This window comes from Methylobacterium sp. D54C, assembly GCF_053345595.1.
In genome coordinates, this window is the sequence record NZ_JBKFAK010000002.1 from 401,386 (window position 1) to 423,047 (window position 21,662).

Below are 21,662 nucleotides of genomic sequence, written 5' to 3' on the forward strand. Positions count from 1 at the left end.
TTCTGTGCTATATAGCTTCATAGTCTAAAAAATTCTTGACGATGTGAGTGCCGAGCCATAAATTTCGTGCAGATTTCGCCGATCGCATCTTTGCTCGGACCGTTAAGACCATGGTTTCGCTCCCGCTGCGCGTCGCATTGATCTGCAGCATCCTGATCGCTGCGGTGTTCGCGGGTGGGACGACTTTTCTCGCCCGCCGAATCGACGCGTCCTTCGATGAGCAGGCCGCAGAGATACAGTCGGAGACGCTGTCGAACGAGGCGCGCGAGGTCCGCTTCCGCCTCGCGGTAGCGGCCAAGACTGCCGAGAGCATCGCGGCCTCCGCGTCGGCCCTGCGCGCCGGCCGCATCCAGGACCGGGACATCTACGACGCGCTGCTGCGCGAGCTTCTGCGCGCCAACCCCGAGCTGATCGCGACCTGGACGGGCTGGGAGCCGGACGCCCTGGACGGGCGCGACCGCGCGTTCGCCGGCACGGCCTCCTCGGACGCGAGCGGCCGCTTCATGCCTTACTGGAACCGCGGGAGCGGCACGATCAAGCGCGAGGTCCTCACGGGCTACGAGGCCGAGCCGGACGGTGCCTATTACCTCCGGCCGAAGCGGCTGAACCGCTTGGTCGCCATCGAACCCTACATCTACCCGGTGGCCGGGAAGGACGTCGTCATGATGTCGTTCGGCGCACCGATCACCGTGGGCGGCACGTATCGCGGCACCGCCGGCGTCGACATCGATCTCGGGTCCCTGAATGCCGCCCTCGGGGCGGTGAGGCCGTTCGGGACCGGCTACCTCGCCGTGGTCTCGGCTAACGGAACGACCGTCGCGCATCCGACCGGCGCGGCGGCCGGGAAGCCGATGCACGGCTTCGACGCGTCGGCGGCCGACGCGGCCCGGCAGGCGATCGCGGCGGGAGCCGTGGTGGTGACCGACGCGCCGGGCCCGGACGGGGCGCCGTGGCGCTACATGGCGCAGCATATCCAGGCGGGCGAGACGCCCGACCGCTGGGCGATCGTCGTCGCGGTGCCGGTGGCGACGCTCACGGCCGCCGCCGATCGGGCGCGCGCGACGCTGATCGGCATCTCGGTCCTCTGCGTGCTGATCGGGTGCGCGGCCGTCTTCGGCGCGCTGCACCGTCTCGTCGGGGCGCCGATCCGCGGCCTCGGCCGGACCATCGGCGACATGGCCGCGGGCGATTACGGGGCGGATGTGCGCGAGGCGCGGCGGCGCGACGAGGTCGGACTGGTCGGGCGTGCCGTGCTGAAGCTGCGCGACGGCCTGCGGGCGCAGGCGGAGGCCGACGCGCGGACGCGGGCGGAGGCTCAGGCGGCGGCCGACCGGGACCGCAAGCGGGTGACCGCGGACCTGGCGAACAGCTTCGAGCAGGCCATCGGCGGCATCGTCGCGACGGTCACGGACGCGGCCACGGCGCTGCAGGCCACGGCCGGGGCGCTGGCCGCCACGGCGTCGGAGACCGCCGGCCAGTCGACCACCGTCGCGGCCGGGGCCGAGGAGGCCGCCGCCAACGTCCGGGCCGCGGCCTCGGCGGCCGAGGAGCTCGGCAGCTCGGTGCAGGAGATCGGGCGTCAGGTCCAGGGATCCGCGCAACTCGCGCGGGCCGCGGCCGACGAGGCCGGGCGCACGGTGCGGCTGGTGGAGGATCTGAGCGCGGCGGTGATGAAGATCGGTGATGTTGTGGCGCTGATCAGCGGCATCGCCGGCCAGACCAACCTGCTGGCCCTGAACGCCACCATCGAGGCGGCCCGCGCCGGCGAGGCCGGCCGGGGCTTCGCGGTCGTGGCCGCCGAGGTGAAGGCGCTGGCCGAGCAGACCGCACGGGCCACCGAGGAGATCGCGGGCCAGATCGCCCGCGTCCAGGCCTCGACCGAGCAGGCGGCCTCGGCGATCGGCAGCATCACGACGCGCGTCGACGAGATCAGCGGGGCGGCCACGACGATCGCGGCCGCGGTCGAGCAGCAGGGCACGGCAACCCAGGAAATCGTCCGCAACGTGACCCAGGCCGCCGCCGGCACGGGCGAGGTGACGACGAACATTGCCCGCGTGGCCGAAGCCGCCGACATGACCGGCTCTGCCGCCGGTCAGGTGCTGGAATCGTCCGCGGACCTGTCGCGGCAATCCGCGCATCTCCGGGCGGAGGTCGGCCGCTTCCTCGGAACGGTGCGCGCGGCCTGACGGTCGCCGTGCCGGCCCGCGCTACGGCGCCTTGCGGGCGACGATGAACACGCGCGGGAAGGCGAGCAGGCGCCGCCCGTCGCTGCGCGGCGGGTAGGCGGCGTCGATCGCGCGGGTGTAGGCCGCCAGGAAGCCGGCCCGCTCCTCCGGATCCAGCGGGTCGAGGAACGGCCGGAGCCCGGTCGCGCTGACCCAGTCCACGATGGCGGCAGCGTCCGCCATGCGGTGGTGGTAGGTGGTGCGCCAGACATCGACCTCGGCGGCGCGCGGCGCCAGCAGGTCGTAGTAGGCGGCGGGTTCCAGCATCCGTCCGAGGCGGCCGGCCACGGCCGGATCGCCGATCGCGGCCGCCCAGGGACCGTCCGCCGCGACCGCGCGCATCAGGCGATGGGTCGGCTCGGCGAGGTTGTCGGGCATCTGCACGGCGAGCACGCCTCCCGGGGCGAGCAGACCGAACAGCCGCGGCAGCAGGCTCGCGTGGTCCGGCAGCCATTGCAGGACGGCGTTGGTGTAGATCAGGTCCGGCGCCCGGTCCGGTATCCAGGTCGCGGCGTCGGCCAGCGCGAAGGACAGGCCCGGCAGGCGGGCGCGGGCGCTCTCCAGCATCGCCGGGGAGGTGTCGAGGCCGATCACCTCCGCGTCGGGGAAGCGCGCCGCGATCAGCGCGGTGGAATTGCCCGGCCCGCAGCCGAGATCGACGGCGAGCCGCGGTGCGTCGAGGGGCACGCGGGCGAAGAGCTCGGCGGCGGGGCGGGTCCGCTCGTCCTCGAAGCGGGTGTAGAGGGCGGGGTTCCAGTCGGCCATCACACCCTCCCGTATCGATCCGTCAGCAGCCGAGCCGGTCGGCGAGATCCGCGAGATCCCGCGCCGCGTGGGTGACCGGCACCGTCGGCGCGGTCTCGCCGCCGGCCGGGCCGTGCTCGTGCGGGCGGGCGATGTGGGCGGTGGCGAGCCCGTGGCTGGCGGCCGCCGCGAGATCGTTCGAGTGGGCGGCGACCATCATGGTCTCGCCGGCCGCGAAGCCGAAGGCCGCGACCGCGTCGCGGTAGAGCGCCGGCTTCGGCTTGTAGTCGCGGGAATAGCCGGCGCCGAGCACCGCGTCGAAGATCAGGCCGTTGCGGCGGGCGAGGTCGGCCATCAGCCGGACATGCCCGTTTGAGTTCGGTGCCAGGAGGTGCTTCTCGCGCAGGCGTCGCAGCGCGTCCGGCACCTCGGGCCACGCGTCGAGCCGGTGCCATGCCTGGACAAGCTCGCCCCGCACGGCCTCGGAGACGCCCGCGATGCCGAACTGCGCCAGCACGCCGGGCAGCGACTCGGCCTGGAGCGTGTCGAGGTCGACGTAGGGTCGGGCGCCGGAGCGCACCGTCTCCATCGACGGGTTGTAGCGGGCCCGCCACGCGTCCGCGAAGGCGCCGGCATCGAGGTCCGGCGCGACGGGCGCGAGCAGCCGCGCCGCCTCGCGGGCGACGCCGGAGCGCCAGTCGACCAGCGTCCCGAAGACGTCGAAGACCAGCGCCCGGACGGTCACCGCACCGCCTGCAGGCTGGGACCGCGCCGGACGAAGCCGACGATGTCCTTGACCGCGTCGAGGGTCTGCGCCGCGATGGTCTCGGCCCGGGCGCCGCCGTCGGCCAGCACGGCGTCGATATGGCCCGGATCGGCGGTGAGGCGGCGCATCTCCTCGGCGATCGGCGCGAGACTCGTCACCGCGAGGTCGGCGAGCGCCGGCTTGAAGGTCGAGAACTGCGCCCCGCCGAAATCGCGCAGCACGTCCTCGCGGGTGATCCCGGCGAGCGCCGCGTAGATCCCCACGAGGTTGTCGGCCTCCGGCCGCTCCTTCAGGCCCGCCACCTCGGAGGGCAGGGGCTCGGGATCGGTCTTGGCCCGGCGGATCTTCTGAGCGATGGCGTCCGCGTCGTCCGTGAGGTTGATGCGGGCGTTGTCGGACGGGTCCGACTTCGACATCTTCTTGGTGCCGTCGCGCAGCGACATGACCCGGGCGGCCGGGCCGCCGATCAGCGGCTCGGTGATCGGGAAGAACGCGTCGCCGTGGCCGTGCGCCGTGATCGACCCCGAGAAGTCGGTGTTGAACTTCTGGGCGATGTCCCGGGTCAGCTCCAGGTGCTGCTTCTGGTCCTCGCCGACCGGCACATGGGTCGCCCGGTAGGCCAGGATGTCGGCCGCCATCAGCACCGGGTAGTCGTAGAGGCCGATCGAGGCGTTCTCCCGGTCCTTGCCGGCCTTCTCCTTGAACTGGGTCATGCGGTTCAGCCAACCGAGACGGGCGACGCAGTTGAACACCCAGGCGAGCTCGGCGTGCTGCGGCACCTGGCTCTGGTTGAACACGATCGAACGCTTCGGATCGATGCCGGCGGCGAGGAAGGCGGCCGTGACCTCGCGGATCTGGCCGCGCAGGGCCTCGGGATCCTGCCAGACGGTGATCGCGTGCAGGTCGACGACGCAGTACAGGCACTGCGCGTCGCGGTCCTGCATCTCCACGAAGCGCTTCACCGCCCCGAGATAGTTGCCGAGGTGCAGGTTGCCGGTGGGCTGGACGCCCGAGAAGACCAATTCGGTGAACGCGGCCATCGGCGCCGATCCTGAGCGAGGGAAGACCGGGGCTCCGCGCCGTCCGGGCGCGCGGTTACTCGCACCCGTAGGCCGGAATGGTCAAGGACGCGCTCACGGCTCCCGCGTGGGCAGCTTCGCGCTGGGGCAGAGGTCGACCAGGACGCAGCGCCCGCAGGCCGGGCGATGATGATGGCAGACCTTCTGCCCGTGCAGCATCAGGATCTCGTGATTGTCGTAGAGGTCCTGCGCGCTCCAGTCCGCGGGGAGCTGCGCCCGCAGGATCGGGTGCGACGGGCCGACATCGACCCGCCTGCCGATCAGCCCGAGACGCTGGGCGACCCGGTGATGGTGGCTGTCGACCGGCAGCGCCGGCATCCGCAGGGTGGAGAAGGACAGGACCGCCGCGCTGGTCTTCGGCCCGACGCCCGGGATCGCCTGCAGCCATTCCCGCGCCGCCTCGACCTCCATGTCGGCCAGGAAGGCGAGGTCGAGGCTGCCGTGCCGGTCGCGCAGGGCGCGGAGCACGTCGCGGATACGCGGCGCCTTCAGCTCCGGCCAAGTCACGCCCGCGATGGCGGCCTCGATCTCCGGCACGTCCGCGTCGAGCACCGCGTCCCAGTCGGGGAAGCGCGCCCGCAGCGCCTTGAAGGCCCGGCCGGATTCGGCATTGCGGGTCCGGTGCGACAGGAGCGACGAGACGAGCTCGCTGACCGGATCGAGGCTGTGGAAGTAAGGGATCGGGCAGCCGTAGACCGGGCAGAGCCGCGCGTGGACGGCGAGCGCCTTCTCGGCCAGCGCCGGATCCGCGACGGCGGGGACCGCCTTGCGGCGTGAACGCGGGACGGTCGCGGATCTGAGGTCGGCGGCGGGCATGTCGGGCGAATCCGTCAGCCGCCGCCCCTGTTCCTGCCGGTACGAGGCAGCGGCGATCTGTCCGCATCGTCGGGTCCGCGCGCTTCCAGCGGAGAGCAGGGCGCGCTCGATTCCGAGGCGGTCGTCGCGACCGAAGGGCGCCGCCGCCGGCCCGCGCTCGCCTACTTCACCAGCGCGTAGATGTTCACGTCGAGGCTGTCGTCGGTGCTGTCCTTGAGGTCGGTGGCGTACTCCTCCACGAACCGGTCCTGCACGACGATGTCCTTGGCATCGAGGTAGGCGGTCAGCGTCTCGTAGGTGCTGTCGATCGACTCGTAGGAGCCCTTGTGGGCGAAGCGCAGCGCCTTGCCGGAGGGCGTCGTGCCGAAGCGCAGGCCGTCGGTCTCGGCCGGTGCCGGGCTCGGCGCGGCCGCCACCGGGACCATCGCCTCGAACTCGAAGCCGTCGTCGTCCGTGCGGGTGAAGACCGCGAGCGGCCGGCCGGCCGGCGCGACGCCGAGCTTGGCGAGGTCGGCCTCGATCCGCGCGAAGGCCTGCTTCAGGTTCGGCACGGCCTCCTCCCACTTGGTCTTGCCGGACAGGATCGCGGCGGGCTTGGCCGGGAGGGTGACCTCGTCGACGTCGCCGGGCTCGCCGGCCTTCTCGATGAGCGTGGGCCGGCCGGGTGTCCCCGTGCTCGTGGCCGGGGGCGTTCCCGCCGCAGACTGGCCCGCGGGCGGGGGCGCCACCGATTGCTGCGGGGCCGGGGCCGCGCTCTTGTCCGGGTCGGCGACCGGGTTCGGCGCGGTCGTGGTCGGCAGCGGGTTCGTCTGGGCCGGCGCGGGCGCCGTGGAGGGCGGCGGCGCGGGCTGCTGCTGGGCGGCGATCGGGCCGGCCGACGCGAGCACGAGGGCGGCCGAGAGGGCGACGAGCGGACGAAGGCGGATCACGTAGGGCGCTCCGGTCGAGGCCCGCGGATGATCGCTCGGGCTCCCGCGGCGTAACCTAGTGGCGAACGGGACGGCCCGCGAGGGCGCCGCGGACGAGAGCCGCGGGTGCGGCGCATCTGCCACGCCGTGGCACCCCTCGCGCCGGGCAGCGGCTTTTGCGATATAGCCCGCGCCTTCCTCCAACCGCGGGACCGCATGAGCGCACTCGCCCACAGACGCTTCCTGAAGATGCACGGCGCCGGCAACGCGATCGTGGTGCTGGACCTGCGCGGCTCCGCGGCGAAAGTCCGGCCCGAGGAGGCGCGGGCGATCGCCCAGGATCCCGGCTCGACCTTCGATCAGCTGATGGTCCTGCACGATCCCGTGAGCCAGGGCACGGACGCGTTCATGCGCATCTACAACACCGACGGTTCGGAATCGGGCGCCTGTGGCAACGGCACGCGCTGCGTCGCCTACGCGATGCTCGACGACCCGGCCATGGCGCGGCCGGCCGAGGGCGGCCGGCTCACCCTGGAGACCAAGGCCGGCCTGCTCGGAGTGCGCCGCGTCTCGGAGCGCGCCTTCACGGTCGATATGGGCCGGCCGCGGCTCGCCTGGGACGAGATCCCCCTGTCCGAGCCGTTCCCCGACACCCGGCGGATCGAGCTGCAGATCGGCCCGATCGACGACCCGATCCTGCACTCGCCGGGCGCCGTGAACATGGGCAACCCGCACGCGGTGTTCTTCGTGGAGCAGGATCCGGACAGCTTCGACCTCGCCCGGATCGGCCCGATGCTGGAGAACCACCCGCTGTTCCCGGAGCGCGCCAACATCTCGGTGGCGCAGGTGACGGGCCGCGAGACGATCAAGCTCCGCGTCTGGGAGCGGGGGGCCGGGCTAACGCTCGCCTGCGGCACCGCCGCCTGCGCCACCGTGGTGGCCGCCTCGCGCCTGCGGATGATCGGCCGGCAGGCCAGCGTCGCGCTGCCGGGCGGCGAGCTGTTCGTCGAGTGGCGCGCCGACGACCACGTCCTGATGACCGGTCCGGTCGCGCTCGTCGCCGAGGGGACCCTGGCGCCGGAGCTGTTCGACAGCGCGGCCTGATGGCGGTCGAGACCCTCACCTTCGGCTGCCGCCTCAACACCGTCGAGTCCGAGGCCCTGCGGGCCCACGCGGCTGCGGACGGGCGCGACCGGGTGGTGGTGAACACCTGCGCGGTGACCGCCGAGGCCGGGCGGCAGGCCCGCAAGGCGATCCGGCGCATCGCCCGGGAGCGGCCCGGCGCCGAGATCGTCGTCACCGGCTGCGGCGCCGAGGTCGAGACGGAGGCCTACGCGGCCATGCCGGAGGTCGCGCGCCTCGTCGGCAACGCCGAGAAGCTGCGGCCGGAGGGCTGGTCGGCGGCCGCGACCGGCCCGGGCGCCGTCATGGCGGCGCGAACGGCCGAGCCGACGCGGGTCGAGGCGGTCGCCGGGCACACCCGCGCCTTCGTGCCCGTGCAGAACGGCTGCGACCACCGCTGCACCTTCTGCGTGATCCCGTTCGGGCGGGGTGTCTCCCGCTCGGTGCCGGAGGCGGACGTGATCGCGCAGGTCGAGACCCTCGTGGCCCGGGGCGGGCGCGAGGTGGTGCTGACCGGCGTCGACCTCACCGCCTACGGCCGCGACCTCCCCGGCCCGGCCCCGTCCCTCGGCGGCCTCGTGCGGGCGATCCTCCGGGCGGTCCCCGACCTCGCGCGCCTGCGACTGTCCTCGATCGATTCCGTCGAGGCCGACGACGCCCTGATGGCGGCGATCGCCGAGGAGGAGCGGCTCATGCCGCACCTCCACCTGTCGCTGCAGGCCGGCGACGACCTGATCCTCAAGCGCATGAAGCGCCGGCACCTGCGCGCCGACGCGATCCGCTTCTGCGAGACGGTGCGGCGGCTGCGACCCGACATCGTGCTCGGCGCCGACCTGATCGCGGGCTTCCCGACCGAGACGGAGGCGCAGTTCGCCCGCTCCCTCGACCTCGTGGCGGAGTGCGGCCTGACGCACCTGCACGTCTTCCCCTATTCCCCACGTCCCGGGACGCCGGCCGCGCGCATGCCGCCGGTTGCGCCGGACGTGATCCGTGCGCGGGCGGCGCGGCTGCGCGAGGCGGGTGCGGGTGCCCTGCGGCGGCACCTCGACGCGCAGGTCGGGCGCCGCCTGACGGTCCTGGCCGAGCGAGGCGGCGTCGGGCGGAGTGTGGATTTCACGGCCGTGCGGCTGGCGGCCGATGAGGCGCCCGGGACGTTCCACAGCATCGCCATCGCCGGGCACGACGGGGCGCGGCTGATCGGCGCCTAGCGCCCGGTCTTCCTGGCCTGTCACGCTCCGTGCCGGCCCCGAAAGGACGGATGCGGTCCAGGCGCATGTTCAATCGTGCCCGCCGCCGTCTTTGCGAGCGGAGCGAAGCAATCCAGCGGCGCCAGGTCTCCCGATGTCGCGCTGCCCTGGGTCGCTTCGCTGCGCTCGCGATGATGCGAGGCTCACGCGCCCATCGTCGCCACGGCTTCGGCGATGTGCGGTGGGGGCGGCGCCGTCACCGTGATGGCCTCCCGTTTAGGATAAAGCGGGATCGACAGCGCCCGCGCGTGGAGGTGCAGCGCGCTCCCGCGGGGCGCGCCGCCGTAGACCGCGTCGCCCAGGATCGGCCAGCCGGAGGCGGCGCAGTGCACCCGGAGCTGGTGGGTCCGGCCGGTGACCGGCTTCAGCTCCAGCCAGGTCCGCCCGCCGGCGCGGCCGAGCACCCGCCAGTGCGTCAGCGACGGGTCCCCCGCGGGGTCGGCCTTCATCCACCACGAGCGCGGATCGTCCGAGCGGCGGGCCAGCGCCAGGTCGATGCTGCCTTCCTCCTCGGCGGGATCGCCGGCCACGATCGCCCAGTAGGTCTTGTCGACGGCGCTGCCGGAGAAGAGCTTCCCGAGCCGCGCCAGAGCCTTGGCGTGGCGGCCCAGCGCGAGGCAGCCGGAGGTGTCGCGGTCGAGCCGGTGCGCGGCCTCCGGCCGGCGGGGAAGGCCGAACCGGAGCGCGTCGAGGTGGTCGGTGAGCGTCTCGCCGCCGCGGGGGCCTGGATGGACCGGCAGACCCGCCGGCTTGTCGATGACGAGCAGCAGGGCATCGCGGTAGAGGAGGCGCGCGCCTATGTCGAAGGCGTTGGACATCCGGATCGGCTAGAGGGTCGGTGTCGGCGGGGCAAGGTGGGGCGAGGACGCGATTTCATGGCGAGCGAGGAGAAGCCCGGCTGGTTCGGACGCCTGTTCGGGCGCAAAGGCCAGCCCGCGCCCGAGGACAGAGCCGAGGATCAGGCCGAGGACAAGCCCGAGGCCGAGCTTCCGGCCGGGGCGGCCTCGCCCTCCGAGGGGGAGCCGGACTTCGCCACCGCCGCGGAAGATGTCACGCACGTCCCGCTGCCGCCCGAGGAGACCGGGGAGCCGGTCCCGGACGCGGTCGAGGGCGCGGACCTGCTGCCCGTGGAGGGCGAGCCGGAGCGTCCGCCGGCCGGCACCGCCGGTGACGATCCCGCGCACGGCGCCGACCCGGTCGATACGGGTGATATGAACCGCGAGCCGGTGGTGGAGCCGGCTGCCGAAATGCAGCCCGAGATTCAACCCGATTCCCAGCCCGACATCCAGCCGGTCGACAGCGCCGCGGCCCTCGCGCACGACGCAGGCGCCGGGCCGGACCGCGAGCCGGAGGCCAAGGGCTGGTGGAGCCGCCTCACCTCCGGGATGAAGCGGACCTCGTCGGCGCTGTCCGACCGGGTCACGGGGCTGTTCACCAAGCGCAAGCTCGACGCCACGACCCTTGAGGATCTGGAGGACGCCTTGATCCAGGCCGATTTCGGCCTGGAGACCGCGATGCGGGTCTCGGAGGCCGTCGGCAAGGGCCGCTACGAGAAGGGCATCTCGCCCGACGAGGTCCGGGCGATCCTGGCCGCGGAGGTGGAGCGGGCGCTGGAGCCCGTGGCGGTGCCGCTGACGATCGACGCCGCCCGGAAGCCCTTCGTGATCCTGACGGTCGGCGTGAACGGCGCCGGCAAGACCACGACGCTCGGCAAGCTCGCCTCGAAGCTCCGGGCGGAGGGGCGCACCGTGATGCTCGCGGCCGGCGACACCTTCCGCGCGGCGGCGATCGACCAGCTCAAGGTCTGGGGTGCGCGCACCGGCACGCCGGTGGTGAGCGGCGCGCAGGGGGCGGACGCGGCGGGCCTCGCCTTCGACGCCCTGAAGCAGGCGGGCGCCGCCGGCACCGACGTGCTGCTGATCGACACCGCCGGCCGGCTCCAGAACAAGGCCGGCCTGATGGCCGAGCTGGAGAAGATCGTCCGCGTGCTGCGCAAGCAGGACCCGGAGGCGCCGCACGCCACGCTCCTCGTCCTCGACGCCACGGTCGGCCAGAACGCGCTCAGCCAAGTGGAGCTGTTCTCGCAGGCCGCGCCGGTCTCGGGCCTGGTGATGACCAAGCTCGACGGCACCGCCCGGGGCGGCATCCTGGTGGCACTGGCGGCGAAGTTCGGCCTGCCGGTGCACTTCATCGGCGTCGGCGAGGGCGTGGAGGATCTGGAGCCCTTCGCGGCCCGCGACTTCGCCCGGGCGATCGCCGGGCTGGAGAAGGATTAGGCGGCGCGCAGCACGTCGGTGCGGGCGAAGTCTTCGCCCTTGAACAGGAGCGGCGCGTTCAGCGACCGGGCGAGCGCGTAGGCGAAGCAGTCGCCGAAGTTCAGCCCGGCCGGGTGCCGACCCTTGCCGTAGCGGGCGAAAGCGTCGGCGGCCATCTGCGCGAGCGCTTAATTGACCGGCACGACCGATATGCGTCGCGCCCCGATCCACGCGTCGAGCGCCGCACGACCGTCCGCCGCGCGCATCGCCACGATCGCACACTCGAGGTAGGTCGCTGCCGCCATCGCGATCCCGTCTGCGCGGGCAATAGCACGGGAGAAATCGTCGGCTTCCGGCTCATCGAAACGTATCGCCAAGAAGGCCGAAGAATCGACGACGATCACACTGGCAGACCGTGTTCGTCGTAGGCGAGGATCTCGTCGATCGGACGCGCGTCCACGAGCGGGCTCGCGTTGAGGCGACGGCGCATCGCCTCATCGGCGGCCAGCCCTTCGGCGATGCGCCGCGCCGCCTCGTCGTTGATCCGCTCCCGCTCCCGCCGCAGCAGGTCCAGCAGCAGATCCGGCGCCGGCCGCCGGGTGGTTTCCGCGAGGTCGGCCAGGAGCGCCTCGATCTCGGCATTCTCGATCGTGATGGACATCGCCCGCTCCGCGTTACACACACCCCGGCGAATCCCGTCCGACGCTCCCAGCCTACCGTGAGCGCCGCAGCCGAGCCAACCGAGCGTATGCAGATCGAATCCGTCCCCCCGCACCGCCACCTGCCGCCGCTCGTGAAGCTGGCGCTGGAACTCGGGCCGCTGGTGCTGTTCTTCCTCGGCAACGCCTATTCCGAGAAGTTCGGCGTCGCCCCGGACCAGAAGCTGTTCGTGGCCACGGGCGTTTTCATCGCGGCGACCGTGGCGGCTCTGGCGATTCACTACGTAATGGTGCGCCGCCTGCCGATCATGCCACTCGTGTCCGGCGTGGTGGTGGTGGTGTTCGGCGGCCTGACCCTGGCGCTGCAGGACAAGACCTTCATCATGGTCAAGCCGACCATCGTGAACGCCCTGTTCGGTACCGTGCTGCTCGGCGGCCTCGTCTTCGGGCGCTCGCTGCTGTCGGTGGTGCTCGACTCGATGTTCAGCCTCACCGACGAGGGCTGGCGGAAGCTCACCTTCCGCTGGGGCGTGTTCTTCTTCGTGCTGGCCGCGCTCAACGAGCTGGTCTGGCGGACCCAGACGGAGGATTTCTGGGTCAACTTCAAGGTGTTCGGCATCATGCCGATCACCGTGCTGTTCGCCCTCGCGCAGACGCCGCTGCTCACCCGCTACGAGCGCAAGAAGGCGCAGCCGGAGGCGTGATACTTACTGCGCCGCCGCCACCTTCCCAGCGGCGCGGATGCGCGCGAGCACGCTGGAAAAATTCTCCGGCGTGAGGATGCCGACCAGCTTGTCGCGGATCACGCCGTCGGGCCCGATGATGAAGGTCTCGGGCACGCCGTAGACGCCGAAATCGATCGCCGCGCGGCCGCCGGCATCGGCCCCCACCGCGCTGAACGGGACGCCGTGCCGGGTCAGGAAGCGCTGGCCGGCCTCGGGGTTCGGCTCTTTGTAGTCGATCCCCACGAGCCGGATGCCGGGCTCCTTCGCCAGCCGCATCAGCATCGGGTGCTCCACCTGGCAGGGCGCGCACCACGAGGCGAAGACGTTGAGCACCGTGATCTGGCCCTTGAGGTCCGCGCTCGACAGGCCGGGCACGGGTGCGCCGTTGGCGATCAGCCCCGGCACGGCGGGCAGGTCGAAGCGCGGGACCGGCTTGCCGATCATCGCGGAGGGGAGGGCGGCCGGGTCGGCGCCGGAGCGCAGGCGCAGGAACAGCACGGCGGCGAGCGCCGCGAAGACGAGCGCCGGCAGGATCAGCAGCAGCGAGCGGCGGACCGGCGGTGTCCGGCCGGCGGTGTCGTCGAGGGGCGCGCTCATCGCCGGTCCTCGCCGAAGCCCCTGAGGGCGCGCCGCTGCGCCCGTCGGTCGCGCAGGGCGTTGCCCACGAGGGCGACCATCACCACCGCCGTGAACGCGTAGGCGGCCAGGATGAAGCCGCCGTGAGACCCGAGATCCATCGCGGTCCTCCTAGACCGGCTGCCCGACCGGCATCGCGGCCGGTGTCGGGGTGAGGCGCGGCTGGGCGCGGTCGAGGCGCTCGGCCTCGCGGATCGTCAGCGTCCGCACCCGGCGGCGCATGATCTCGGTGCGCATCGCGTAGAGGTGCAGGGTCATCCCGCCGAGGGTCGCGGCAGCGATCATGACCAGCAGCGGGTGGAGCATCGAGGGATCGATGGTGGAGCCGCCCATGCGCAGGATCGAGGCCGGCTGGTGAAGGGTCGACCACCAGTTCACCGAGAACTTGATGATCGGCAGGTTCACGGCACCGACCAGCGTCAGGATCGCGACCGCGCGGGCGGCGCGGTTCGGATCCTCCAGGGTCCGCCACAGGGCGATGATGCCGCAGTAGATCAGCAGCAGGATCAGCATGGAGGTCAGGCGCGCGTCCCAGACCCAGTAGGTACCCCACATGGGCTTGCCCCACAGCGAGCCGGTCACGAGGCAGATCAGCGTGAAGGCGGCCCCGATCGGCGCGGCCGCCCGCTGGGCGACGTCGGCCAGCGGGTGGCGCCAGACCAGGGTTCCGATCGCCGACACGCTCATCGCGCCGTAGAAGAACACGCCGAGCCACGCCGCCGGGACGTGGATGTACATGATCCGCACCGTCTCGCCCTGCTGGTAGTCGGCCGGCACCACGAAGAAGGTCTGGAACAGGCCCAGGGCCAGCACGCCCAGGGACAGGGCCGTCAGCCACGGCACGAGCGCCCCCGACCACCGCATGAAGTGGCTGGGGTTCGACAGGCGGGTCCAGAGGGAAGGCGTCATCGCGGCAGCTGTCTCGGACATCGTGGAAGCGGTCTAGCCTAGGGTGCGGTGCAGCAACAATGCGGGTCGGCGGCGCAGGCGGCGGGGGTGCCGCAATGGCATCGTGCGTCGGGCCGGAACCCGTCGGGCCTTCGGATCCGAAAAGCTGCTGTACGACTGCGCCGACAACGAGCCGTCTTCCTGAGACATCCTCGACGCACGCGCTCTCCCGCACGGGAGCGGGAACCCGCGCCACGCCCGCACGTGTCCGACGATGACGCACGTCCGCGACCGCAGCTTTTCGCGTCCGAGCCTTGCGCATCGCGGGCGGATTGCGCATATAGATGTGAACAAAAAGAGAACGAAAGAGCGTCCCCGATAAAAGCTGTGGACGACGCGACCTCACCCTGACGGACCGAGCGCCCCATGCGAACCGCCGACAAGCAGATCGCCGACATCCTCGTCCGCTACGGCGAGCCCTTCGGGGGCAACGTCTGGCGCGTCCAGGGGACCGCCGTCATCTACCACAAGACCCTGGAGCGCATCGCCGCCCAGGCCGGCATCGTGTTCGAGCCGCCGACCGTCATCCGGGCCGAGCGCGACGAGGCCGTGATCCTGGTCACCGGCCGGCTGCCCGGCGCGAAGCCCGGGACCGAGCGGGTCGAGTGGTCCATGGGCGAGGCGCTGGTCAACGTGAACTACCGCGTCTCGGGCAAGCAGGCGGCCTACGTCTACGCCATGGCCGAGAAGCGCGGGAAGGACCGCGTCATCCTCAAGCTCATCGAGCTGCACGGCCTCGTCTACTCCGAGGAGGAGGCCGACGAGTTCCGGGCACACCAAGTCCCGGTCCGGGCCGTCGACGAGGATTTCGAGGAAGCCCCCGCCTTCGACGAGGTCACCGAGGCCGAGGGCGACCTCAAGCGCCGTATCGACGAGGCCGAGACCATCAACGCGGTCACCGACCTGATGCTGGACGGCGCCACCCAGGCCGTCCTGGCGACGATGCCGCCCGGCACCCGCGACGAGGTGCGCGACTACGCCAAGGCCCGCCTCGTGGCGCTGGGCTGGCCGAAGCGCGCCGGACGCCGCAGCGCCGCCTGATCCCGCTTCCCACCCCCACCGAAGGAGACCGCCATGCATCGCGCGACGAGCCGCCGCACCATGAAGGCCCGCCGGGATTACCACCGCGGCTGGAGCATCGAGACCCTGTCGTACAGCCCGACGCGGATCGTCCGCCTCGGCGCCGAGAAGGTCGCGATCCTGTTCCCCCCGGTCGAGCCCGGCGCGGCCTGGCAGCTCTACCCGCATCCCGACACGTTCCCGGGGCTCAACTTCGAGGGGCTGCCCGAGCCGCTGCGCCCCGAATTCCTCGCCTTCCCGGACCTTCCGGAGGTCGAGCGGTTCCTCGGCATCCGCGACGCCGAGCCCGCCGCCCTCGCGGCGTGACGCGGGCGCTCAGGGGGCCGGCCACGGTGCGCCGCGATGGAGCGCCTCGGCCTCGTCGGTGAAGGTGCCGTCGGGGCTGTGCAGGACGAGGGGCGGCAGCAGGCTCGGCAAGGCGCGGCTGCCGCGGGTCGCCGCGATCAGCACGCGGATCGCGGGCACGTCGCCGCGGGGATGGACCGGGCGGATCGCCAGCCCGCCGTAGCGGCCCCGGAGCGCGTCGAGGCAGGCCGGGAGGGCGTCCGCCCGGTGGATGAGGCCCAGGCGCCCGCCGGGCCGCAGGATCGCCGTGCAGGCGCGAATCCAGGCGTCGAGATCGCCGCCCGCGAAGGTGTGGGCGGCGGCGCGGCCCGGATGCGGCGAGGCGCGGTGATCGCCGGCCGCGAAGAACGGCGGGTTGGTGAGCACGACGTCGAAACTGTCCGGCAGCAGACCGGCGGCGCGGCGTTCCGCCGCGGGGGCCAGCACGTCGGCGACCACGATCCGCGCGTCGATGCCGTTGAGGGCCGCGTTGGCGCGGGCCAGATCGGCAAGCGCCGGGTCGCGCTCGACCAGGGTCGGCCGAAGGCCCGGCGCCAGGGCCGCGCAGGCGAGGCCGACGGCGCCGGTCCCGGCGCCGACGTCGCAGAGCCGGTCCCCGGCCCGCGGCGTGAGCAGCCGGGCGAGCAGCACCGCGTCGGTCCCGGCGCGGTGCGCGCCCCGCGGCGGCTGGTGCAGGCGCAGGCGGCCGCCGAGGAAGGGATCGGCGCCGCTGCCGGCCTCGGCGGTCACGGCTGGCGCAGCTCGTGGGCGATGCCGGCATCGGTCAGCAGGCGGCGGGCCTGGGCCTCGTGGTCGCGCGGCACGAGGAGGCGCTGACCGAAGACGCCGATCGACCCCTCCATCAGGCTCATGTGACTGTCGGCCACGAGGACCGGGATCTCGGCCGCCTCGAGGACCGAGCGGGCGAACCCGATCAGCACGACGTCGTTGGCCCGGATCAGCTCGATCATCGCGGCGCGGCTCCGGAACGGGCGGGGATCGGCGGTTTCGTCGCGTGAGATCCGCGCTGGCGACACCCCATATCCGGCCGGCGACGATGTTGCGGCGCCGCGGGGCGCGTGCGAAGGGATCGCCCGCCCCCTGCGGGGCGACCGGTCTGGAGGTCACGGATCTTGGGTATGGCCCTCTCCATCGAGAATCCGAAGCCCGAGGCGGAGGCGGGGCTCAACGACCTCGTCGCGCTGGTGGCCGACGGCATGGCGCGGGTCAACACCACGATCCTGTCGCGGACGGGATCCGACGTGGCGATGATCCCCGAGGTCGCCAACCACCTGATCGCCTCCGGCGGCAAGCGCCTGCGCCCGATCCTGACTCTGGCCTGCGCCCGGCTCTGCGGCTACGCCGGTGCCACCGACGGCGACGTGAAGCTCGCCGCCAGCGTCGAGTTCATGCACACCGCGACGCTCCTCCACGACGACGTGGTCGACGAGAGCGACATGCGCCGCGGCCGCGTCGCCGCCCGGATCAAGTGGGGCAACGAGGCCTCCGTGCTGGTCGGCGACTTCCTGCTCGGCCAGGCCTTCAGGATGATGGTGGAGGTCGGCTCGCTCAAGGCGCTCGACATCCTCTCGGCCGCCGCCACGGTGATCGCCGAGGGCGAGGTGATGCAGCTCACCAACGCCAAGAACTTGGAGACCGACGAGGCCGCCTACCTCGCGGTGATCCGCGGCAAGACCGCCGAGCTGTTCGCCGCCGCCTGCGAGGTCGGGCCGGTGCTCGCCGGCCGGCCCGAGGCCGAGCAGGCGGCCGCCCGGTCCTACGGGATGAATCTCGGCATCGCCTTCCAGCTGATCGACGACGTGCTCGACTACGGCGGCACCTCGGCCGAGCTCGGCAAGAACGTCGGCGACGATTTCCGCGAGGGCAAGATCACCCTGCCGATCGTGCTGGCCTATCGCCGGGCCAGCGAGGGCGAGCGCGGCTTCTGGCGGCGCACCCTGCAGCAGGGCGAGATCGGCGAGACCGACCTGGAGACCGCCCTCGACCTCCTGCAGCGCCACGGCGCCCTGGAGGAGACCGTGGCCCGCGCCCACCATTACGGCGCCGAGGCCCGGGCCGCCCTCGACATCTTCCCGGACGGGCCCGTCAAGGCGGCGCTCCTCGGGGCCGTCGAGTTCTGCGTGGCGCGGGCGCGCTGAGGGCGGGCGCCCTCGGCTCCCGCGTCGACGGCCACCGACCTCCGCCAGCTTGACGGCGCGCGTCGGCCTCACCGCGTCGCGGGCCCGAGGGCCTCGGCGAGGGCGGGGGCGAGGTCCCGCAGCTCCGCGAGATGTGCGTCCGTGAGGGTCCGCAGCAGGGCCTCGGCGCGCGGCGTCAGCGACAGCTCGCTCCGCCGCCTGTCCTCGACGGCGCGGGTCTTGGTCAGCAGGCCGGCCTCCACCATGCGGGAGACCAGCTCGGCCGCGCTGTGGGGGGCGATGAGCAGCTGCTCGGCCAGCAGGCCGACCGTGGCGGGCGCGCGCCCGACGTGGCCCGCGAGCGTCAGCAGCGCCTGATGCTGCTGCGGCGGCAGCCCCTCCCGGGCCGCCGCGGCCTCGCTGAACGCCAGGAAGCGGCGGAGACGGAATCGGAAATCCGCCAGCGCCGCGTACTGCTCCCGCGACAGTGCCGCCGTTCCGGGGGCATCGGCCTCCATGATCGCCTCCGTGGTGAATCGTCCGAGCCGCCGATGCTGCGTCGTATCGGCAGTCCTGTCCCGGCTGCAACGGTCGAGCCATTGTCGAATATATCGGATCACGACATAAGTGCCGCCGCGAGGAAAGGAGGCCCTGATGATCGGCGGGACTGGGAGCGGGAGCGGGGACGGTAGGCCGTCGCGGCGGGCGCTGGGAGATTTCAGCGCGGACCGGCGGGTCCTGACGCTGGCCGGCATGGCGGTCGTCACCGGGACCGCCGCCAGCGGCACCGCCTGGATCCTGCTCACGCTGATCGGCCTCGTGACCAACCTCGCGTGGTACGGCCGGCTCGACGCCGACCTGACCTCCCTGGCCGGCGCGGCGCCGGGGCCCTGGATGGTGGCGATCCCGGTGATCGGGGCGCTGATCGTCGGCGCCATGGCGCGCTACGGTTCGGAGAAGATCCGCGGCCACGGGATCCCGGAGGCGATGGAGGCGATCCTGATCGGCGGCAGCCGGATATCGCCCAAGGTCGCCGTGCTCAAGCCGCTCTCCTCGGCGGTGGCGATCGGCACCGGTGGCCCGTTCGGCGCCGAGGGGCCGATCATCGTGACGGGCGGCGCGGTCGGCTCGCTCTTCGCCCAGTTCTTCCATCTCAGCGCCGCCGAGCGGAAGACCCTGCTGGTGGCGGGCGCGGCGGCCGGCATGACCGCCATCTTCGGGACGCCCGTGGCGGCCGTGCTGCTCGCCGTGGAGGTCCTGCTGTTCGAGTGGCGGCCGCGCAGCCTCGTCCCGGTGACCGTCGGGGCGGTCACCGCGGCCTGCTGGCGGCCGACCCTGTTCGGCGCCGGCCCGCTCTTCCCCTTCGCCGACAATCCGGCCCTGCCCTGGTGGGGCCTGCCCGCCTGCGCGCTGCTCGGGGTCGCCTGCGGGCTGATCTCGGGGGCGCTGACCCGGGCGCTCTACGCGCTGGAGGACGGATTCGGGCGGCTTCCCCTCCACTGGATGTGGTGGCCCGCCCTCGGCGCCGTCGTGGTCGGGCTGGGCGGCCTCGTGGAGCCCCGGGCGCTCGGCGTCGGCTACGACGTCATCCACGACCTGCTCTCCGGCCACATGCTGGCGAGCGCCGTCGTGCTGATCCTCGTGGTGAAGGCGGTGATCTGGCTCGCCGCCCTGTCGTCGGGCACGTCCGGAGGCGTGCTCGCGCCGCTGCTGATCCTCGGCGGCGCCGTCGGCTGGCTGATCGGCCTCCTCCTGCCCGGCGCCCACGGCTTCTGGGCGCTCATCGGCATGGCGGCGATGCTCGGCGGCACCCTGCCGGCGCCGCTGACCGGCGTCGTCTTCGCCGTCGAGGTGACCGGCGACGTCGCCGCCCTGGCGCCGCTGCTCGCCGCCACCATGGCGGCCTACGCGGTGACCGTGCTCCTCCTCAAGCGCTCGATCCTGACCGAGAAGATCGCCCGGCGCGGGCAGCACGTGACCCGGGAATACGGGATCGATCCCTACGAACTCGCCCGGGTCGAGGCGGTGATGACCCGCACGGTCGAGACACTCGACGCGGACCTGCCCCTGGCCGACGCCCTCGCGGCGATCGAGACCGGTGCCCACCACGCCTATCCGGTGGTCGACGGCGCGGGCCGGCCCGTGGGCCTCGTCTCGCGCAGCGACGCCCTGCGCTGGACCCTGGAGGAGCGCGACGGCGAGGCCGAGGCGGGCACCCTCGGCGAGCGCGTCTCGGACGCCGATCTCGCCGTCGTCCATCCGGGCGACGTGGTCTCGCACGCCCTCGACGTGATGCTGTCGGCCGGGCAGGGGCGCCTGCCGGTCACCGATCCGCGCACCGGCGGCCTCGTCGGGCTTCTGACCCGAAAGGACCTGCTCCAGGTGCGCGCCACCGTAGTTCGGGCCGAAGCCGAGCGTCGCGCGTTCTACCGGAAGGGGCGGGGTGAGCGGCGCGCGCGGATGGAAGCATGACCCTGGACCTGCACCGTCCCGGCCGGACCACCCGCCTCGATCGGCTCGCGCCGGGCAGCGTCTACCTGATCGCCGGCCGGGACGGGCCGGATCTCGCCCTCGTCGTGCAGCGTGAGGGACGTCGGGAGGCCCTGCTGCTGAACCGCCGTCACGCGGTCGATGGCCACCTGCGGGTCGCGTCCGAGATCGCTCCCGAGGCCGACGTGCTGGCGCTGCCGGGGGCCGTCCTGGCGCCGAGCGGCGCCCTCGCGGACGTCGCCCACGGCGTGACCGCCGCTCCGGCCGCGCTCCACCTCGGCGACGGCCGGGCGTATCTGCGCGGACGCATCTCGGACGGCCGACTCGCGACCTTCGATGTCGGGACCGGTCGGGCCAGCGCGATCGATCCCGGCGACCTGCCGCGGGCGCGCGGCTGGCGCGTGATGGTGCCCGAGGGCCGCGGCGTCGTGACGGTGTACGAGGCGGAGCCCGGCTGAACGCCGCCCGCGGGCCGGGTCAGCGCAGGAAGGTCGGCGCCACCCACCATCCCGGATGGGCGGCGCGCAGGGCGGCGGCGGCCCGGACGGCCGCGCGCCGGTCGGCGAACAGCGCGAAAACGGTCGCGCCGGAGCCCGACATCCGCGCGAGGCGGCAGCCCTGGGCGCGGAGGGCCGCCAGCGCGTCGCCGATCACCGGCGCCACGGTCAGGGCCGGCGCCTCCAGATCGTTGCGGGCCCCGGCCAGGGCCCGGAGCAGCGGGTCGCTCGCCATGGCCCGCGGGATCGTCGGGTGCGGCGCGCCCGCGAGATCCTGGCCGACGCTCAGGCCCAGCGCCTTGAAGACCGGGGCGGTGGGCACCGGAACGCCGGGATTGATCAGCACCGCGGGCAGCGGTGCGAGGCCGAGGACCGGCCCGATCGCCTCGCCCGCGCCGCGCATCATCCGGGCCCGCGGGTCGAGGCAGACCGGCACGTCGGCGCCGGTCTCCCGCGCCACCGCGCCGACGGCCTCGTGGTCGAGGGGCAGCCCGTTGAGGCGCGCCAGCAGGCGCAGGGCCGCGGCAGCGTCGGAGGAGCCGCCGCCGATCCCCGCCGCGACCGGCAGGCGCTTCACCAAGTGGAAGGCGCCCACGCGCAGGTTCGGCACCCGCGCGGCGAGCCCCCGGGCGGCCCGGAGGACGAGGTTGTCGTCCGTCGGGCCGGCGGGGCCGGCGGTGGGGCCGCTGACGGTCAGGCTGAGCGGTGCCGCGGGATCCAGCGTCAGGCGGTCGGCCGTGCCCGCGAAGGCGACGAGGCTCTCGAGCACGTGGTAGCCGTCACCGACGCGGCGGCCGAGGACGTGGAGCGTCAGGTTGACCTTGGCGGGGGCGCGATCGGCGAGCAGGGTCACGGGGTCTCGGTCGGGTCGTGGCGATGTGTCCCGAGGCTCTACAGGCTCACGGCCCGGAACAACAGCTCAGCTGCCGCCCCCGCCGAACACCCGGCGCGGCCGGTCGGGCCTATATACGTGCTTGACCCAAAGACCGGACGGGCTTAGGGT

General features: G+C 73.1%; 24 protein-coding genes and 1 pseudogene. 10 read left to right on the plus strand and 15 right to left on the minus strand.

Annotated features, from left to right (window positions below; all coding sequences use genetic code 11):
• The first annotated feature begins 110 nt into the window (after nucleotides 1-110).
• Nucleotides 111-2,186, plus strand: a complete 2,076-nt coding sequence (locus ACLBYB_RS07250; protein ID WP_447698364.1) for a methyl-accepting chemotaxis protein — start codon at nucleotides 111-113, stop codon at nucleotides 2,184-2,186.
• Nucleotides 2,187-2,207: 21 nt separating this feature from the next.
• Here ACLBYB_RS07250 and tam read toward each other — a convergent pair whose 3' ends face one another.
• The 5 genes from tam to ACLBYB_RS07275 all read right to left on the minus strand — a co-directional run bounded on the left by tam (nucleotide 2,208) and on the right by ACLBYB_RS07275 (nucleotide 6,559).
• Nucleotides 2,208-2,990 carry a trans-aconitate 2-methyltransferase gene (gene tam / locus ACLBYB_RS07255; protein ID WP_447698365.1) on the minus strand — a complete coding sequence of 261 codons (783 nt, stop codon included), beginning with the start codon at nucleotides 2,988-2,990 and terminating at the stop codon, nucleotides 2,208-2,210.
• A gap of 22 nt (nucleotides 2,991-3,012) precedes the next feature.
• A complete protein-coding gene (locus ACLBYB_RS07260) occupies nucleotides 3,013-3,714 on the minus strand; it encodes a haloacid dehalogenase type II (RefSeq protein ID WP_091925528.1) in 702 nt (233 codons plus the stop codon).
• Complete coding sequence (gene trpS, locus ACLBYB_RS07265) at nucleotides 3,711-4,775, minus strand: tryptophan--tRNA ligase (RefSeq protein ID WP_103986131.1); 1,065 nt, start codon at nucleotides 4,773-4,775, stop codon at nucleotides 3,711-3,713. The genes ACLBYB_RS07260 and trpS overlap by 4 nt, the downstream gene beginning before the upstream one ends.
• A 93-nt stretch (nucleotides 4,776-4,868) precedes the next feature.
• The gene (locus tag ACLBYB_RS07270; protein ID WP_042674887.1) at nucleotides 4,869-5,630 is read right to left on the minus strand and encodes an endonuclease III domain-containing protein; all 762 of its coding nucleotides are present in this window, start codon (nucleotides 5,628-5,630) and stop codon (nucleotides 4,869-4,871) included.
• A 161-nt stretch (nucleotides 5,631-5,791) separates the two neighbouring features.
• Entirely contained in the window at nucleotides 5,792-6,559 is a 768-nt protein-coding gene (locus ACLBYB_RS07275; RefSeq protein WP_091679256.1) for a GyrI-like domain-containing protein, read from the minus strand.
• 195 nt (nucleotides 6,560-6,754) lie between these two features.
• Here ACLBYB_RS07275 and dapF point away from each other — a divergent pair, with 195 nt between their 5' ends.
• Nucleotides 6,755-7,642 carry a diaminopimelate epimerase gene (gene dapF, locus ACLBYB_RS07280; RefSeq protein WP_447698366.1) on the plus strand — a complete coding sequence of 296 codons (888 nt, stop codon included), beginning with the start codon at nucleotides 6,755-6,757 and terminating at the stop codon, nucleotides 7,640-7,642.
• Nucleotides 7,642-8,868 (plus strand): tRNA (N(6)-L-threonylcarbamoyladenosine(37)-C(2))-methylthiotransferase MtaB, encoded by a 1,227-nt coding sequence (gene mtaB / locus ACLBYB_RS07285; RefSeq protein WP_447698367.1) that lies wholly within the window; start codon nucleotides 7,642-7,644, stop codon nucleotides 8,866-8,868. Before dapF ends, mtaB begins: the two co-directional genes overlap by 1 nt.
• 182 nt (nucleotides 8,869-9,050) lie before the next feature.
• Here the strand turns inward: mtaB and ACLBYB_RS07290 are convergent, their stop codons facing one another.
• Nucleotides 9,051-9,725: an RluA family pseudouridine synthase gene (locus tag ACLBYB_RS07290; RefSeq protein WP_447698368.1), complete on the minus strand. Its 675-nt coding sequence runs from the start codon at nucleotides 9,723-9,725 to the stop codon at nucleotides 9,051-9,053.
• A gap of 57 nt (nucleotides 9,726-9,782) precedes the next feature.
• On the opposite strand from ACLBYB_RS07290, the gene ftsY reads away from it, so the two are divergent.
• Nucleotides 9,783-11,183, plus strand: a complete 1,401-nt coding sequence (gene ftsY / locus ACLBYB_RS07295) for a signal recognition particle-docking protein FtsY (RefSeq protein WP_447698369.1) — start codon at nucleotides 9,783-9,785, stop codon at nucleotides 11,181-11,183.
• Here the strand turns inward: ftsY and ACLBYB_RS07300 are convergent.
• Nucleotides 11,180-11,566, minus strand: a pseudogene (locus ACLBYB_RS07300) (type II toxin-antitoxin system VapC family toxin). The gene ftsY and the pseudogene ACLBYB_RS07300 overlap by 4 nt on opposite strands.
• Complete coding sequence (locus tag ACLBYB_RS07305; protein ID WP_042674895.1) at nucleotides 11,563-11,823, minus strand: type II toxin-antitoxin system VapB family antitoxin; 261 nt, start codon at nucleotides 11,821-11,823, stop codon at nucleotides 11,563-11,565. The pseudogene ACLBYB_RS07300 and the gene ACLBYB_RS07305 overlap by 4 nt, the downstream one beginning before the upstream one ends.
• An 87-nt stretch (nucleotides 11,824-11,910) precedes the next feature.
• On the opposite strand from ACLBYB_RS07305, the gene ACLBYB_RS07310 reads away from it, so the two are divergent.
• Nucleotides 11,911-12,525: a septation protein A gene (locus tag ACLBYB_RS07310; RefSeq protein ID WP_447698370.1), complete on the plus strand. Its 615-nt coding sequence runs from the start codon at nucleotides 11,911-11,913 to the stop codon at nucleotides 12,523-12,525.
• 3 nt (nucleotides 12,526-12,528) lie between these two features.
• Here the strand turns inward: ACLBYB_RS07310 and ACLBYB_RS07315 are convergent, their stop codons facing one another.
• Genes ACLBYB_RS07315 through ACLBYB_RS07325 form a run of 3 tightly spaced genes read right to left on the minus strand, consistent with a single transcriptional unit; the run spans nucleotide 12,529 to nucleotide 14,091 of the window.
• Entirely contained in the window at nucleotides 12,529-13,143 is a 615-nt protein-coding gene (locus tag ACLBYB_RS07315) for a DsbE family thiol:disulfide interchange protein (RefSeq protein WP_447698371.1), read from the minus strand.
• Nucleotides 13,140-13,283 carry a heme exporter protein CcmD gene (ccmD, locus tag ACLBYB_RS07320; protein ID WP_020090708.1) on the minus strand — a complete coding sequence of 48 codons (144 nt, stop codon included), beginning with the start codon at nucleotides 13,281-13,283 and terminating at the stop codon, nucleotides 13,140-13,142. Before ccmD ends, ACLBYB_RS07315 begins: the two co-directional genes overlap by 4 nt.
• A gap of 10 nt (nucleotides 13,284-13,293) precedes the next feature.
• A complete protein-coding gene (locus ACLBYB_RS07325) occupies nucleotides 13,294-14,091 on the minus strand; it encodes a heme ABC transporter permease (RefSeq protein WP_447698372.1) in 798 nt (265 codons plus the stop codon).
• Between the two features lie 405 nt (nucleotides 14,092-14,496).
• On the opposite strand from ACLBYB_RS07325, the gene ACLBYB_RS07330 reads away from it, so the two are divergent.
• Together ACLBYB_RS07330 and ACLBYB_RS07335 are read left to right on the plus strand one after the other, a co-directional pair.
• The gene (locus tag ACLBYB_RS07330; protein WP_056531636.1) at nucleotides 14,497-15,171 is read left to right on the plus strand and encodes a hypothetical protein; all 675 of its coding nucleotides are present in this window, start codon (nucleotides 14,497-14,499) and stop codon (nucleotides 15,169-15,171) included.
• 33 nt (nucleotides 15,172-15,204) lie between these two features.
• Nucleotides 15,205-15,516: a hypothetical protein gene (locus ACLBYB_RS07335; protein WP_100250639.1), complete on the plus strand. Its 312-nt coding sequence runs from the start codon at nucleotides 15,205-15,207 to the stop codon at nucleotides 15,514-15,516.
• A gap of 9 nt (nucleotides 15,517-15,525) precedes the next feature.
• Here the strand turns inward: ACLBYB_RS07335 and ACLBYB_RS07340 are convergent, their stop codons facing one another.
• Nucleotides 15,526-16,284, minus strand: coding sequence for a tRNA1(Val) (adenine(37)-N6)-methyltransferase (locus ACLBYB_RS07340; RefSeq protein WP_447698373.1), 759 nt, complete (start codon nucleotides 16,282-16,284; stop codon nucleotides 15,526-15,528).
• A complete protein-coding gene (locus ACLBYB_RS07345) occupies nucleotides 16,281-16,505 on the minus strand; it encodes a putative signal transducing protein (RefSeq protein WP_026604550.1) in 225 nt (74 codons plus the stop codon). The genes ACLBYB_RS07340 and ACLBYB_RS07345 overlap by 4 nt, the downstream gene beginning before the upstream one ends.
• A 168-nt stretch (nucleotides 16,506-16,673) precedes the next feature.
• On the opposite strand from ACLBYB_RS07345, the gene ACLBYB_RS07350 reads away from it, so the two are divergent.
• Nucleotides 16,674-17,693, plus strand: coding sequence for a polyprenyl synthetase family protein (locus ACLBYB_RS07350; protein ID WP_100250641.1), 1,020 nt, complete (start codon nucleotides 16,674-16,676; stop codon nucleotides 17,691-17,693).
• A gap of 68 nt (nucleotides 17,694-17,761) precedes the next feature.
• On the opposite strand, the gene ACLBYB_RS07355 is transcribed toward ACLBYB_RS07350, so the two are convergent.
• On the minus strand, nucleotides 17,762-18,190 hold the full coding sequence (locus ACLBYB_RS07355; protein WP_447698374.1) for a MarR family winged helix-turn-helix transcriptional regulator: 429 nt from the start codon (nucleotides 18,188-18,190) through the stop codon (nucleotides 17,762-17,764).
• 136 nt (nucleotides 18,191-18,326) lie between these two features.
• Here ACLBYB_RS07355 and ACLBYB_RS07360 point away from each other — a divergent pair, with 136 nt between their 5' ends.
• Nucleotides 18,327-20,144, plus strand: a complete 1,818-nt coding sequence (locus ACLBYB_RS07360) for a chloride channel protein (RefSeq protein ID WP_447698375.1) — start codon at nucleotides 18,327-18,329, stop codon at nucleotides 20,142-20,144.
• Nucleotides 20,141-20,620: a hypothetical protein gene (locus ACLBYB_RS07365; RefSeq protein ID WP_447698376.1), complete on the plus strand. Its 480-nt coding sequence runs from the start codon at nucleotides 20,141-20,143 to the stop codon at nucleotides 20,618-20,620. Before ACLBYB_RS07360 ends, ACLBYB_RS07365 begins: the two co-directional genes overlap by 4 nt.
• Before the next feature lie 19 nt (nucleotides 20,621-20,639).
• Here the strand turns inward: ACLBYB_RS07365 and ACLBYB_RS07370 are convergent, their stop codons facing one another.
• Nucleotides 20,640-21,512 (minus strand): 4-(cytidine 5'-diphospho)-2-C-methyl-D-erythritol kinase, encoded by an 873-nt coding sequence (locus tag ACLBYB_RS07370; RefSeq protein WP_447698377.1) that lies wholly within the window; start codon nucleotides 21,510-21,512, stop codon nucleotides 20,640-20,642.
• Nucleotides 21,513-21,662 lie beyond the last annotated feature (150 nt).